Genomic DNA, 15,934 nt, shown 5'->3' with positions numbered 1-15,934 from the left:
GTTCCTCTTTATTTGGTATACCTTATAATTATATTGTAAATACTTTCAGTAATAGTTTGTTCCCCGTTGGATTATCTAATAGAGTTTTTTATAAAGCAGTCTCAGGTAATTTTTAAGAGAATGTTAGCAGTGTTGGGTAATGATATTGCTTTCAATAAGTGAGATAATAAGGGTGGTTCGGAATGGGGGCGATTTCATTGGATGAACCTTTACTTGTGAACTATCGTGTTCACGGCGCTTGGGATAATGCAGACTACCATTCACACAAGGAATATGAAATCTATCTATTTCATTCTGGAACATGCAGGTATTTAATTCATAATCAGATTTATGACCTAGAACCTGGCGATATTTTGTTAATGGATGGGTTGGCTCTTCACAAGCCGAATGTTCCTCCAAATAACGAATATGTTCGAAGTGTTATTCACTTTTCCCCGCAGTGGTTGAGAGGAATGTTAAAACAAATAGGTGGATTGTACTTATTGGATGTGTTTGAAACGCTCCATCATTGTTTCATTCGAACAAAAGAGAATGAAGAATTTAAACAATTGGAGAAAGTGATAAGTCGTATGGGAAGTTTACAGCGAACGTCTGAGTTAGATGATGTTAATGCGGGATTAGAATTGAAATCGTTATTATTGCAAATTTTAACTATTTTACATCGCCTTGGTCAGTCACAATCCTTGACCATTTCAAGGGGGAAAACGGAAAAGGCAGAACATGCTGAGAGGATTGCCAAGTATATTCAAAAACACTATATGAATAAGTTGACAATCGATTCCATTGCGACATCACTAAATATTAGCAAATCCTATGTTTCACATGTGTTTAAAGAAATGACGGGATTTACGATTATGGAATATGTTATGGGTTCACGCTTAACACAGGCGAAATATTTGCTAGAGGCAGAACCGGAGAAACCATTAAAAGATATCGCGAATGAAAGCGGTTTTGAAAGCATTCCCCATTTTAGCAACTATTTCAAAAGTAAAGTGGGAATGACTGCAAAAGAGTATCGTAGGGAACGTTTAAAAATATATAGTGAGGAGAGTTAACTATGAGTAAAGTTAGATTAGGTATTATTGGATTTGGTGCACAAGGTGGAGCATATGCAGGATTTATTTCTGAAGGAAGAGTTAAAAATATGGAGATTGGTGCGATTTGTGATACAGACCCAGAAAAGAAAAAAGAAGCAGAAGAAAAGTATCCAAATGTTCCATTCTATAATAATTATATAGATATGCTTGAAAGTGGAGATGTAGATGCTGTAGTAACGACCGTGCCGCATTACTTACATCCAGAAATGGGAATTGAAGCTCTGAAAAGGGATGTCCATGTATTGGGTGAGAAACCAGCTGGTGTCTATACGAAACAAGTCAAAGAATTAAATGAATTCGCTCAGTCAAAACCAGAACTTACTTTTGCAATCATGTTTAACCAAAGAACGAATGAATTATATCAAAAAGTAAAAGAAATTATTGATAATGGGGAAATTGGTAATATCCGCCGTACAAACTGGATCATTACAACATGGTGGAGACCACAAGGATATTACGATCAAAGTGCATGGAGAGCAACTTGGGAAGGTGAAGGTGGCGGTGTACTTGTAAACCAAGCGCCACACCAACTTGATTTATTACAATGGATTGCTGGTATGCCGAAGAAGGTATATTCCAATGTGAAATATGGTTACCAAAGAGATATAGAAGTAGAAGACGAAGTAACGACTATACTTGACTATGGTAATGGTGCAACAGGTGTGTTTATAACATGTACACATGACGTAATCGGAACAGACCGTTTTGAAATTTTAGGTGATAATGGAAAAATTGTTGTAGACGACAGTAAGAAAGTGACCATTAAACGACTTAAAAAACCTGAACCAGAAATGAATAAAACAATGAACATGATGGATATTGCCAAAATCGTCATGGGTGGCGATACGGATGAGATTTATGAAACAGAAGTACTTGAATTTGAAAGTGTTTGGGGCGGCCAGCATGTTGCCGTATTAGAAAACTTTGCTGCTAATATTCTAAACGGTGAAGAGTTAATTGCTCCGGGAAGTGATGGTATCAATGGAGTAGCATTAGCCAATGCGATTCACCTTTCTAGCTGGTTAGGTAAAGAAGTAGAGCTTCCAGTAGACGAAGAATTATATCTTCAAGAACTAAACAAACGAATCGAAGAAGAAAAATAAAATACAGTGGTAAATGAAGGGATTAGGAAAATGGAGGTTAAATTCCTTTATTTTTCTAATCTATTTTCCCTGAAAAAGGAGGCACATCAATGCTTAAAGTGGCAGTCATAGGACTTGGTGATATTTCAAAGATCCATATACCAGCTATTGAAGAAAATTCAAAGGCGAAGTTAGTAGCTGTTTGTGATATCGATGAGTCACTTAAAAATACAGTTCCGGGAGTGCCTTTTTATACGGACTATCACGAGATGCTCGAAAAAGAACCACTAGATTGTGTTCATGTTTGCTTGCCACACCATCTTCATTACCCAGCTACAAAAGCTTGTGTAGAAAAAGGTGTACATGTATTTCAAGAAAAGCCTTTAGCAAGAAATGCAGAGGAAGGTATGAACTTAGTTGATTTAGAAGAGAAGTATAAAGATGTGAAGATTTGCATCTGTTTTCAAAACCGATTTAATGAAACCTTTATAAAGCTTAAAGAGCTTGTAAAAAGTGGAGAGTATGGGAAAATCTTAGGGATAAAAGGTCTAGTCACCTGGTTTAGACCAAAGGCTTATTATGACATCAAACCATGGAGAGGAACAATGAGGCAATCGGGCGGTGGCGTGATGATTAATCAAGCTATTCATACCTTAGATTTAATGCAAATCATTGGTGGGGAAATTAATACGATTAGAGGTTCTGTTGATAACCTATTTGACTACGGATATGAAGTAGAGGATACTGCTACAGCAAATATACAGTTTAAAAATGGCGCAACAGGATTGTTTTTTGCAACGGTGACCAATGCGACAAACTCTTCCGTAGAATTTCAGGTTATCCTTGAGAAAGGGAAGCTTACCATAAAGGATAGTATTCTAACAAAAACCAATGAAGATGGTAAAAAGGTAAGAGTGATTGAAGATGAAAAACTTCCAGGTGCGAAATTTTATTATGGTGCAAGTCATTCTAAGTTAATTAATCACTTCTATTCCTGTATTGAAAAGGATACCCACGATTACATTCAAGTGAAGGAAGCTCAAATATCAATGGAAATGATTAGTGCTATTCGCAGGTCATCTGAAATAAAACAAATAATTCCAATGGAGGTTTACAAATGACTAAAGGTAAAATCGGCGTTCAAATGATGATGCTAAAGAATAAGGTAGAAGAAATTGGTGCATACGAAACCATGAAAAAATTACATGAACTTGGTTTCAGTGCAGTTGAAGTGTCTCAAATTCCAATGACGAAAGAAAACGTTGCTGAATTAAAACGTGCAAGTGAGGAATTCGGCATCAAAATTGCTGCACTTTCTGCAGGTCTTGAGCCAATGCTTCCAGGAGCACCTGGTGAAACGTTAGCAAATGATTTTGACAAAATCGTAAATGATTGTAAAACACTAAATTGTAATTTTATCCGGATTGGTATGCTTCCATTAAATGTAATGAGTGATAAAGATGAAATCATGGCATTCATTGAAAGAGCAGAAGCAATGGCGGAACGTTTAGCTGAGCATGGTATTGAATTGTATTACCATACTCATCATATTGAATTCCAAAAATATGATGGAGTGTACCTATTAGATTTAATGAAAAATAACACTTCTAAGCTTGGTTTTGAATTAGACGTACATTGGATCCAAAGAGCTGGGGTTAATCCAGTAGAATTTATAAAAGAATACAAAGGTAGAATTTCATTACTACATCTTAAAGATTATCGTATTGGTAAATTGGACGTTAATGAAGATGATCTACAAGATATGGGTAAATTTTTCACTAAATTTACTAATCTCATTGAGTTTGCAGAAGTTGGTGAAGGGAACTTAGATATTCCAGCCATCATGGAAGCTGGCCTTGAAAGTGGAGCACAATACTTCCTTATCGAACAAGATGATACGTATGGCAAAGATCCATTTGATTGCTTGGAAATATCTGCTAAAAACTTGAAAGAACTAGGATACACAGATTGGTTTTAATGGAATCTATTTGAATTAAAGGATTACGAAAAAAGACTAATGGATAGAAGTTTGGTTCTATCTATTTAATTAAAGGAGCGATAGAGTTGGGAAATAAAGACGGAATGAATTATGCACCAAAGGGGAAGCCCAATCCGGTCGTTAAAGAAGGAGAATTCCAATTTGCAGCTGCTGCATTAGATCATGGACATATTAACGGGATGTGTAATGGGCTAGTAGAAGCTGGTGCAACTTTAAAATGGGTATATGATCCGGATGCCAAAAAGGTCGAAGAATTTGTTGAGAAGTTTCCAGAAGTAAAAGTGGCAGAGTCATTAGAGCAAATTTTGAATGATGATGAAATTAAGCTCGTTGCTGCTGCTGCAATCCCTTCTGAACGTAGTTCTTTGGGAAATAGAGTAATGGAAGCGGGTAAGGATTATTTTACAGATAAGACCCCATTTACTACACTTGCGCAATTAGAAGAGACGAAAAAGGTTGTAGAGCGGACTGGACAGAAATATATGGTGTATTTCAGTGAACGTCTGCATGTAGAAGGGGCAGTGTTTGCTGGGCAACTTATTAAGGATGGTGCCATCGGTAAAGTGATTCAAGTTACTGGATTTGGACCACATCGCTTGAACGCACCAAGTCGTCCTGATTGGTTTTTCAATAAAGAACAATACGGTGGAATTCTTTGTGATATTGGCAGTCACCAAATCGAACAATTCTTATATTACACAGATAATAAAGATGCCAAAGTATTACACAGTAAAGTAGGTAATTATAATAACCCAGAATATCCAGAGTTGGAGGATTACGGAGATGCGACTTTAGTTGGAGATAATGGAGCCACATTTTACTTTAAAGTGGATTGGTTTACTCCAGACGGCCTTAGCACATGGGGAGATGGTAGAACATTTATTACAGGAACAGAGGGTACAATTGAAATTCGTAAATATGTTGATGTAGCAAGAGAGGAAACAGGAGACCATCTTTACTTGGTTAATAAAGATGGAGAGAAACATTATGAACTATCAGGAACAGTAGGTTTTCCTTTCTTTGGTGAGTTAATTAAAGATTGTATTAACCGCACAGAGAATGCAATGACACAGGAGCATGCATTTAAAGCTGCTGAATTATGTTTGAAGGCACAGGAAGAGGCAATAGTTGTAACAAAATAGACATGGTGAAAAACGACTCAAACATCTATTTTTTGCTTGGGTCGTTTTTCTATTGAATTTTATCGTAGGTTTAGGCATGGTAATCCCCCACTTCAAGGGATCAAGAAAAAACCACTAATTGAAGATTTACTCTATTTAATAAAGGAGGTTTGATTTTGTTAGAGCTATTTACGATTGTTAAGGATATCATTTTACCAATATTTATCGTGATGGCGATTGGCTTTATCTTGCAGAAAAAATTTGCACTCGATATATCCACCTTGTCAAAGTTAAATATCTATTTTGTTATACCGTCCTTTATTTTTGTGAAACTATATAGCACAACATTTTCGGTTCGTTTATTTGGATATGTTCTATTATTTTTTGTACTATTACTCATTATTTTATATGTTTTCTCCATCCTTTTTGCTAAAATTTTACGGTTAGACAAAGGGAAGAGAACTACTTTTTCTAATAGTATCATTTTCTTTAATTCAGGTAATTATGGGGTACCTGTCAATGATTTAGTATTTAAGGGTGATCCTTTTGCGATGTCCATTCAAGTGATTATACTAACATTACAAAATATTTTCACTTTTACTTATGGAATTTTTTCTTTACAATCGGTGAATACGAATAAATGGAAAGCGATGATTGGCTATTTTAAGATGCCAATTCTATACGCGATGCTGGCTGGCCTATTATTCAACGCGTTTAATGTTTCCATTCCATCTGTTATCTGGGTTCCAGCGAATTATATTGCAGATGCGATGATAGCTCTTGCATTACTAACATTAGGAGCACAAGTGGCGCGTATTCAATTTAAAGCAGGACTGTCCGCTATCTACTCTAGTCTTACCGTTAGACTAGTGATGAGTCCGATGGTTGCATTGTTTATTATATGGATATTTCAAGTAGAAGGAATAACCGCCCAGGCTTTACTGATTGCTTCAGCTATGCCAACTTCTGTGAATAGCGCGGTCATCGCCGAGGAATACAAGAATTACCCTGATTTTGCAGCACAGGTGGTTCTATTTTCTACTATTATTAGTGCGATTACCGTTTCGTTAGTAATCTATTTTGCAGGAGTTCTATTTTAGTTTTAGGTAGATTTTAAAGTGAGACTTTATTCACTGGGGTTTTTTCAATCCCTACTGAATGTTAGTGTATGACAAAGGCTTCCCACTATTAAGTTTTCATTTATCTCTATTGTTAAAAGTGGGGGCCTTACTACAGCTAAGAAGTGATAGTACCATTAAAAGTTTAATGAATCTATAAATTGCCAAAAAAAAAAGACTTGCAAAGAAAAACGCTTTCATATATTATAGATACATAAGTTAGTTTGTTTGGCGGACAAAATAATCTATAAAACTAGTACTAGTTTTATCAGTTATTTATCAGTTTTTTTATAATCCTATACTTTTTATTCTTGGAGGGTTTTATAATGAGTAAAAATAGATTGTCAAATGGTACAAATCAATCCGTTCGCCCGTTTGGCTTGAGAGATAAAATTGGCTATTTATTCGGTGATTTTGGAAACGATTTCTCCTTTATTCTTGTAAGCACATTCTTGATGGTATTCTATACGGATGTTTTCGGTATTAGTGCAGCAGCAGTTGGTACATTATTCTTAGTTGCCCGATTCTGGGATGCTGTAACTGATGTACTATGGGGACGTTTTATCGACTCCAGAAAGAACACACCTAAGGGGAAATTTAGACCATGGATTTTTAGGATGTCATTACCACTTGTTATATCTAGTGCGTTAATGTTTGTTTATATTCCTGGAATGTCAGATGGATTCTATTTAGCTTATGCATATGTAACTTATATCTTGTGGGGCATGCTTTATACGAGCGTAAATATTCCATATGGTTCCATGGCTGCAGTTATTTCAGGTGATTCCACTGATCGCTCCTCACTATCGGGATGGAGAACAATGGGTGCTACGGCAGCTGGCCTGATCATTAATGCAGGTGCACCACTCATTGTATTCGTAAATAATGACATTTCTGCAAATCGAATGCTCATGATGGCTATTATATTTAGTATTTTAGCGTTTGCGTGCTACATGGGCTGTGTGAATCTTACAACAGAGCGTATTCAGCAACCCGAAAGAAAACCTGGTGAAAAACTTAACTTTAAGAAAACAGTAAAAGGTCTTGTTAAAAATACGCCATTAATTACAATCTTGATTGCTTCACTATTATTTATAATGACAATGATGCTTGTGATGTCTATTAACGTATATTTGTTCAAAGACTATTTTGAAAGCGCAACCGCATTAAGTGCATTTACTCTTATCCAAAGTGGGGCTGTACTTTTTTCAATGCCTGCATTAACGCCACTCGTAAAGCGTTTTGGTAAAAAGGAAGTTGCAGCAGGAGGGATGTTCGTAGCGGGTACCGGTTACCTAATACTTTTTATGATTCCAAATATATCTTTGCCGGTATTTTTAACAGTTAACGTAATCGGCTTGTTTGGGTTTGCATTTTTTAACCTGATTATTTGGGCCTTTGTTACAGATGCAATTGATTATCAAGAATATTTAACTGGTTCCCGTGAAGATGGAACAGTATATGCGATTTATTCCTTCGCTCGTAAAGTTGGACAGGCATTTGCCGGTGGTCTTACAGGTTATGCACTTACATTTGTAGGATATAACTCTGGAGCTGAAACGCAAACTGAGCAAGTGAAGGATGGGATTTATACGGTAGCAACACTTGTGCCATCCATTACCTACTTTGTTGTATTCCTTATACTTGTATTTGCTTATCCATTAAACAAAAAACGGACAAAACAGCTTGAAATTAATTTAGCCGAGAAGCGGGAAGAAAGGAAAAAGGCTGTTTAGACGATGAACGAGAGTCCTCACCGATGTGGGGGCTTTTTTAATAATTTGTGCTAGTTTAATAGTATTTGCTATTTATACTGGTATGAAAAATATTGAAAATTGATAAATCCTTCTTTTGATTTTCGTCTCTGACGTTGTATAATTTATTTGTATAGCAAACAAATTTATAAATATTTTTCTATATAGGTAGTAGTGAACTTTTGGAAAATGGAAGGGTATACATCGGATTATTAAAAAAGATAGGTATATAGGTTAGAATATAAACAGTTCCTTTTTATCGAAGGTTAAGGGGACCCTACTTCAAAAATGAAGGAAAAACAAATCCCTCTAGGACAGCCCTAAAAGCCCGATGCAATCATCTAAGATGAAAGAGAATCTCTGATGGAAGATTTACTTTATATTTATTCTAACAATTATATATTAAAACTAATCACAGATAATGGGGGTAGATACTATGAAAATTGCTTTAATCGCTCATGATAAAAAGAAAGACGATATGGTTCGGTTTACACAAGCTTATAAATTCAGCTTAGAAAAGCATGAACTATTTGCAACAGGTACAACAGGACTAAGAATATTAGAAAATACAGGTCTAACCGTTCACCGTTTTCAGTCTGGTCCATTAGGTGGGGACCAACAAATTGGTGCACTTATCGCAGAAAATGAAATGGATATTATTATTTTCTTCCGTGATCCTTTAACAGCACAGCCCCATGAACCTGATATTTCTGCTTTAATGAGGTTATGTGATGTATATTCCATTCCTCTTGCAACCAATATGGGGACAGCAGAGTTAATCATCCATGCCTTAGAACGTGGTGATTTACACTGGAGAGAAATTGTGAAACAAAGTACGAAACAATAAATCGAGTAATTCCACAAGGCGGAAAATTGCAAATGGTGGGTACTTAATCAAATGATTGATTTCCCAGCACTAGGTCTAACCGATTCATATTAAGGGATAGAGAACTATTTGACGAATAATGCTGTTGGTGATATTCTTTTAATGATAATTTGTTTATCTAATAAACAAATTAAATAATAGATTAAATATCCTATAAAATGAACTAGTGAGTTGTTTGCTACTTTTATTCTATATTATGTGTTTAAAGGTGTAAGCGCTCATCCAAGTATTTTCTGTATGTTGAAGCGTGATGTGACTATTTCTTGCTTGACGAATGGAATAACACTTGCCTCAATTTTATATTATCTTATCTCATAAAAAAGGTAAGAATGAGAACGATAGGAATAACCTGTGTTAATTAATATGAATGAAATGGAGGATTGGTATGAGTATTCTTCAGGAGTTAGTTCAAGATATTCCGGTTCCTAAAATGGCCAAAGTAAAGCAGACTTTTGATAATTCCCAGTTAGAGGATGTTGTAGGAACTCTAAAACAAGAATTGGAAAGTGTTAAGGATACAGTTAAGCCTGGTGCTGAGATTGCTCTCGCTGTAGGTAGTAGAGGAACAGATGCATTAGTAGAAATTACAGCAACTACCGTTCAATTTCTTAAGGACTTAGGTGCAAAACCATTTATTGTTCCAAGCATGGGAAGCCATGGTGGTGCCACTGGACCTGGACAAAAAGCAGTTTTGGAGCATCTGGGAGTTACGGAAGAAAGTGTTGGAGCAGAAATTCGCTCTTCTATGGAAGTAATCAAAATTGGCGAGCTTGAAAATGGTTTACCTGTCTATATTGATAAATATGCTTCAGAAGCAGATGGGATTGTTGTTATTAATCGCGTGAAACCACATACTGCATTCCGTGGGAAAGTAGAAAGCGGAATTATGAAAATGATAAGTATTGGTTTAGGTAAACAAAAAGGTGCAGAGGCTTGCCATCAATTAGGATTTAAACATATGGCAGAGCATGTCCCTGCTATGGCAAATATGATGATTGATAAAATGCCTATTTTGTTTGCGGTCGCTACGGTAGAGAATGCTTTTGATAAAGTAGCTAAACTACAAGTTATGGCTGCAAAGGAAATCGAAGGGAAAGAGCCTGATTTACAAGAGTTAGCAAAGAAATTATTACCGAAGATATTTGTAGATCAAATTGACGTTCTCGTCATTGATCAAATTGGTAAAAATATCAGCGGGGATGGAATGGATCCAAATATTACAGGTCGTTACCCAACGCCTTATGCGCATGGCGGTCCAGATGTAACGAAAATGGTTGTACTTGATTTAACTCCCCAAACAGAAGGAAATGCAAACGGAGTAGGCACAGCTGATTTCACCACCCAACGTCTAGTGGATAAAATGGACAGGGAATCTACATACGCCAATGGCTTAACATCTACGGTAGTTGGCCCAACTCATATTTCAACTGCTATGCCAACGGATAAAGCAGCAATTCAGGCAGCTATTAAGACATGTAATATTTTGGATTTTACGAAGGTTAGAATGGTTCGTATTAAGGATACATTACACGTGGGTGAAATTGAGGTATCTGAACCCCTATTAGATTATGTGAACGAACATCCGAATATGGAGCAAGTTTCGGACCTATATGAACTTCCTTTTAATGAACAAGGAGATCTAAAATAATAACTAGGAGGAATACGCATGGAAAACTTATTTGACCTAACGGGGAAAGTTGCTGTTGCCATTGGTGGAAATAGTACACTAGGTGCAGCGATGGCAAAAGGATTAGCAGAACAAGGTGCTAAGGTTGCTATTGTTGGCCGCAATTTGGAAAAGGCTGAAGCGGTCACTAAAGAAATTAAAGAAAATGGTGGAGAAGCAAAATCATTTCAAGCAGATGTAAGTGATTTAGAAACGGTTAAAAAGGCTGCAAAGGAAATTGAAAATTGGGCCGGTGGCTGGGATATCGTTCTAAATGCCCCTGGTAAAAACAGTAGTACTCCATTCTTTGAAATTGAACCAGAAGAATGGGATGACATTATGAATGTAAACCTACGAGGATTGGTATTTACCATCCAGCATTTTGCAAAACGTATGATTGAACAAGAACGTAAAGGAAGCATTATCAATATTTCATCTGCTTCATCTGATATTCCATTATCTAAAGTATTTACGTACTCTGCTTCTAAAGCTGGTGTTAATAATGTCACACAATTTTTAGCAAGAGAATTTGCTCCACATGGTATTCGTGTAAATGCTATTATTCCAGGCTTCTTCCCTGCTGAGCAAAACCGCAAGATTATGGATGATGCACGCATTGAATCCATTATGAATCATACACCTATGAAACGCTTCGGTGAGCCAGAAGAGTTAAAAGGTGCAGTAATTTATTTAGCATCAGACAAAGCTTCTGGATTTGTGACTGGAAGCTTCCTACGAGTTGACGGTGGCTATTTAAGTATGACCATATAATCAAAAGGCAAGGCTTTGGGGGACATCATCCTCAAGGCCTTTTCTACAGAATGAACCTGTAAAGTAGATCTTCATTCAGTGGGATTCTCTTTATTCCCACTGAATTATTAGATGAACGAATCAGGAGTTTACTGGCTGTTAATCCCCGATTCTTGAAGTATATTGAATTATTTTCGTTAAGGGGCTTAAACGCATAGAAAGTGCGGGTGCTGACACTGCCACAGTACGTGGCACTTTTGTCGACCGGCCAGTCAATCATGCGATAAAGGAAGAGGTAATTATGTCAAGAGAATTAGTGGTAGGACTTGATATTGGAACCACAAGCGTGAAAGCGGTTGTTTTTAATTTGGATGGTAAGTTAATTGCTGAAGCGGAAGAGATGATTACAACAAATTATCCGAAGTCAGATTGGGCCGAGCAAGACCCAAAAGAAGTAGAAAGGTCAACCGTTTTAGCGATGAAGTCAGTTATCAATCAAGCAAATATTGGTACCGACGAATTGTTAACGATCGGAATATCTGCAGCAATGCATTCCCTTATCTGTGTTGATGATAAAATGGAGCCTTTGTCACAAATGATCATCTGGTCTGATAAGCGCAGTAGTTATATTGCCGAGGAACTAATCCGTACAAACGGAAATGAAATTTATGCAAAAACCGGTACCCCAATTCACCCGATGACGCCACTTCTGAAATTGATGTGGATGAAGGAAAATCATTTCGAAGCATATGAAAATGCCTCCTATATCATGTCGATGAAGGAATACTTAATAGTAAAATGGTTTGGTAAACGGGTTGTAGATTATTCCATGGCTACTGCAACGGGATTTTTCAATGTGAAGAAGTTACAATGGGAAGATTCAGCATTAGAGCTAGCTGGAATCCGTAAAGAACAGCTTTCGGAAATAGTTCCTCCAACGAAGGTTTTAACCGGGTTAAATCGTGACATTGCAAATGAAATTGGATTATCAACGGAGATTCCAATCGTCATCGGTTCTGCTGATGGTCAGTTAGCAAACCTTGGTAGTGGTGCCATTAATCCAGGGGAAGTGAATATTTCTGTTGGAACAAGTGGTGCTATTCGTCAGTTTGTAAAAGGAGCTCCAATAAATGATAAGATGGAGACTTTTACATATGCCTTTACAGATGATACCTCCATTATTGGTGGTCCAACAAATAATGGAGGGGTTGCCCTACAATGGTTTAAAGACCTTATGGAATATGAAGGGACGCATGATGAATTACTTGCAGGTGCTCGTGAAATTGAAATTGGTTCGGAAGGAATCCTTTTCTTACCTTATGTTAATGGAGAAAGAGCTCCTCTTTGGAATGGTAAAGCAAGAGGTAACTTCTTTGGATTAAGCATTAATCATAAGAAAGAACATGTAACACGTGCCGTATTAGAAGGAATTGCCTTTAATATTTATCAAATTGGACAATCTTTAGAAAGAATTGCCGGTGCACCAGAAAAAATCACGGTCAATGGTGGGTTGACAAAATCCGATCTATGGGTACAGATCATGGCTGATATCTTTGGAAAAGAAATCTATCTTTCCGATACGCATCACAACGCGGCATGGGGAGCAGCATGGACGGCATTAGTAGCAATTGGAAAAGTCCATTCATTTGAGGATATTAAAACTAGCCTACCTAGTGAAAAAGTAGTTGAGCCAAACAGGAAGAACCACGAAAAATATGTGGATATTTTCCATAAATATGAGAAATTAGTAGAAAGTCTAAAGGAATTTTATAAATAACCAATCATAAGCTCTCTAAATAAAAGGAGAGCTTATTTTTTTAGAGGAAAGTAACAGGTAAAGAGTCTTGAAATAAAAAGCGCCTACAGATATGATGAATATATCTGTTTCTTTGTTTGTTATCCAAACAAATATTTATTACAAGTATTAAGGGGAGGCGAAGATGGGAAACTTAAGGATTTCTCAATATCTATATATCTACTATTCTTTTGTATTTATTCTTCATATTTTTAATGTGTTTTTACAAAATGAAGTCCTTAACTATATTATAGGGGTTCTAGCAATTGTCATGCTAATTATTTCCTTTCAAGGGGCATCTGGTCTATTTAGAATACTTGGATTAATATTTATTGCAGTAGGTGGTATTGTTTTTACCACTACAAGCTATTCTATTTTAGATATACCAGAACTCATGACATCTAACGTGTCATTGCTAACGTTGTTGGCTATGCTACCGTGGATGAATAGTGTGGTGAGGAGTGGTAGATTTGACCGCAGTTTAAATAATCTGCTAAACGCAAATGTTAGTAATCTAGGAAATCTTTATCCACGTAGCTCTGCCACTACACTTACGTTAGCGGCATTTCTAAATTTGTCAGCAGCTATCATTTCACAAGATGTTTTAAAAAAGAATCTTAGTAGTCTCAATAAGAAGATAAAAGACTCCTTTATTAGTACAGCAACGTTAAGAGGATATACGCTTGCCTTACTATGGAGTCCATTAGAGATACTGCTTGCTGTTTCTATCTTTACTACGGGTGTAGATTATGTTTCATTACTCCCATGGCTTTTGTTAATTGCATTTATCACCTATGTTCTTGATTCATTGTGGGGGAAATTTTATTTTAGAAAAGTGGATTATAACCCCTCAAATACAAAGATAATCGATAAGAAGAAGTTAATGAGTAAATTAATACATTTAATGGTGGCACTTGTATTGTTTCTAACATTGGTTATTACATTAGGAAGTCTTTTAAACTTAGACTTTATCTTTACTGTTACGATTCTTATATTCCCATTTGCTGCTATTTGGTCGCTATTAATGAAGCGATTCCGAAGCTTCTGGGCTATTGGATGGAAGACGTGGAAAGAAAAAACGAATACGATGCAGAACTTTATTGTTTTATTTATTTCATTGGCGTTTTTCGCCAATAGTATTGATGGGACACCATTTTTAGACTTTATTCAAACACCAATTATTGCTTTTTTGGATTATCCATTTGTTATTTTTATATGTATTCAACTAATTTTTATATTCTTAAGCTTATTTGGGGTCCACCCAATTGCAACAATCGGGATTTTAAGTGGGGTTATTGCAACCCTATTAGAATTCCTAAATCCAGTAAGCTTGGCTATTGTACTTGCTACTAGTGCGGTTGCAACATTAACAGTTGGGTCATACGGATTGATTGTACAATTAACATCCATGAACACAGGTCAAAATCCTTATCGTATTACCATGCTTAACCTGCCATATGCCTTTACTTGTGGCCTAGTAGGGTCTATTGTTGCTTATCTTTTATTATAAAAGAGTCTTTTTGTATATTTCATTGTATTTATGCCTTTGTAGAATGAAGTCAAATCTAGAATAAGGAGTGGTAATGATGAAACAGGTTAGATGGGGGATTTTAAGTACCGCAAAAATTGCGCAGAATGAATTGATTCCAGCATTTAAAAGGGCTGCCAATGCGAAGGTAACCGGAATTGCAACAAGTAGCGGAATCGAGAAGGCAAAAGCTGTAGCGGAGCAATTTGATATTGAGAAGACGTATGATAGCTATGAGAAATTATTGGATGACCCTGAAATTGATGGAGTTTATATTCCACTTCCCAATCATCTTCATAAAAAGTGGGTGATGGAAGCAGCACGAAAGAAAAAGCATATTTTATGTGAGAAGCCTGCTGCATTAAATGCGGAAGATGTATTAGAAATGAAGCAGGTTTGTGAGGAGGAAGGAGTCCTGTTTATGGAGGGCTTTATGTACTACTTCCATCCACAACATAAACGTGTTCGTGAAATAATCGAATCAGGTGAAATTGGTGAGGTGAAATTTATACGGTCAGCCTTTTCCTTCAATTTAGCGCAAAAAGAAAACAATATAAAAATGATCCCTGAAAAAGGCGGAGGAAGTATTTATGATGTTGGGTGTTATAGCATTCACGCCATAAGAAATATACTTCAAGCAGAGCCAAATACTGTACATGTGCATGCAGTAAAAGACCCTGAGTATCAAGTGGAAACAGACGTAGTGTCTTATTTAACCTTCCCTGGTGGAGTAAGAGCAGTATTTGATGTGAGTTTTGGGCTTTCTAAAAGAAGTGAATATGAGGTAATCGGAACGGAAGGTAGAATCATGGTTCCAAGAGCATTTCGACCAGATTGGTTTGGTGGAGACGGTATAATTGTAGTAGAAAAGGGTAATTTTTCAAAAACAGAAACGATATCTGTGGGAACAGACCAGTATCGTAATGAAGTGGAGCATATTTCTCATGCTATATTAGACAAATATAGTTTAAAAGATCTAGAACATGATTTTGAGAATACGGTTAATAATGCAAAAGTATTGGATGCATGCTTTAAATCTATTGAACTAGAAAAAAAGATAAATGTATAAAGCACTACTTTTAATAGAGTATTAAAAAATACTCTATTAAAAGTCTTGAAAAGTGAAGCGCTTGCATTT

General features: G+C 36.4%; 13 protein-coding genes. All 13 read left to right on the top strand.

Annotated features, from left to right (window positions below):
* Window positions 1–197: 197 nt before the first annotated feature.
* The 13 genes from CAO17_RS16215 (at window position 198) to CAO17_RS16155 (ending at window position 15,865) form a co-directional block, all read left to right on the top strand.
* Window positions 198–1,055, top strand: coding sequence for a helix-turn-helix transcriptional regulator (locus CAO17_RS16215; RefSeq protein ID WP_179151975.1), 858 nt, complete (start codon window positions 198–200; stop codon window positions 1,053–1,055).
* A 2-nt stretch (window positions 1,056–1,057) separates the two neighbouring features.
* Window positions 1,058–2,200, top strand: a complete 1,143-nt coding sequence (locus CAO17_RS16210; protein WP_085993642.1) for a Gfo/Idh/MocA family protein — start codon at window positions 1,058–1,060, stop codon at window positions 2,198–2,200.
* A gap of 89 nt (window positions 2,201–2,289) precedes the next feature.
* Entirely contained in the window at window positions 2,290–3,300 is a 1,011-nt protein-coding gene (locus tag CAO17_RS16205) for a Gfo/Idh/MocA family protein (protein ID WP_085993641.1), read from the top strand.
* The gene (locus CAO17_RS16200) at window positions 3,297–4,157 is read left to right on the top strand and encodes a sugar phosphate isomerase/epimerase family protein (protein ID WP_085993640.1); all 861 of its coding nucleotides are present in this window, start codon (window positions 3,297–3,299) and stop codon (window positions 4,155–4,157) included. Before CAO17_RS16205 ends, CAO17_RS16200 begins: the two co-directional genes overlap by 4 nt.
* An 86-nt stretch (window positions 4,158–4,243) precedes the next feature.
* Window positions 4,244–5,320 (top strand): Gfo/Idh/MocA family protein, encoded by a 1,077-nt coding sequence (locus CAO17_RS16195; RefSeq protein WP_143833773.1) that lies wholly within the window; start codon window positions 4,244–4,246, stop codon window positions 5,318–5,320.
* Window positions 5,321–5,475: 155 nt separating this feature from the next.
* Window positions 5,476–6,399 (top strand): AEC family transporter, encoded by a 924-nt coding sequence (locus tag CAO17_RS16190; protein ID WP_085993639.1) that lies wholly within the window; start codon window positions 5,476–5,478, stop codon window positions 6,397–6,399.
* A 344-nt stretch (window positions 6,400–6,743) separates the two neighbouring features.
* Window positions 6,744–8,153, top strand: coding sequence for an MFS transporter (locus CAO17_RS16185; protein ID WP_085993638.1), 1,410 nt, complete (start codon window positions 6,744–6,746; stop codon window positions 8,151–8,153).
* A gap of 454 nt (window positions 8,154–8,607) precedes the next feature.
* A complete protein-coding gene (gene mgsA, locus CAO17_RS16180) occupies window positions 8,608–9,018 on the top strand; it encodes a methylglyoxal synthase (RefSeq protein ID WP_085993637.1) in 411 nt (136 codons plus the stop codon).
* A 424-nt stretch (window positions 9,019–9,442) separates the two neighbouring features.
* Window positions 9,443–10,705 (top strand): nickel pincer cofactor-dependent isomerase, group 22, encoded by a 1,263-nt coding sequence (locus CAO17_RS16175; RefSeq protein ID WP_085993636.1) that lies wholly within the window; start codon window positions 9,443–9,445, stop codon window positions 10,703–10,705.
* An 18-nt stretch (window positions 10,706–10,723) separates the two neighbouring features.
* The gene (locus tag CAO17_RS16170; RefSeq protein ID WP_085993635.1) at window positions 10,724–11,494 is read left to right on the top strand and encodes an SDR family oxidoreductase; all 771 of its coding nucleotides are present in this window, start codon (window positions 10,724–10,726) and stop codon (window positions 11,492–11,494) included.
* A gap of 280 nt (window positions 11,495–11,774) precedes the next feature.
* On the top strand, window positions 11,775–13,250 hold the full coding sequence (locus CAO17_RS16165; protein WP_085993634.1) for a gluconokinase: 1,476 nt from the start codon (window positions 11,775–11,777) through the stop codon (window positions 13,248–13,250).
* 163 nt (window positions 13,251–13,413) lie between these two features.
* Window positions 13,414–14,778, top strand: coding sequence for a hypothetical protein (locus CAO17_RS16160; protein WP_085993633.1), 1,365 nt, complete (start codon window positions 13,414–13,416; stop codon window positions 14,776–14,778).
* A gap of 76 nt (window positions 14,779–14,854) precedes the next feature.
* On the top strand, window positions 14,855–15,865 hold the full coding sequence (locus tag CAO17_RS16155; protein WP_143833772.1) for a Gfo/Idh/MocA family protein: 1,011 nt from the start codon (window positions 14,855–14,857) through the stop codon (window positions 15,863–15,865).
* Window positions 15,866–15,934: the final 69 nt, after the last annotated feature.

Origin of the sequence: Oceanobacillus senegalensis, assembly GCF_900176885.1 — a bacterium.
Lineage (GTDB): Bacteria > Bacillota > Bacilli > Bacillales > Amphibacillaceae > Oceanobacillus > Oceanobacillus senegalensis.
Note: the sequence above shows the minus strand (reverse complement) of the source record. Positions and strands in the feature narration are given on the sequence as shown.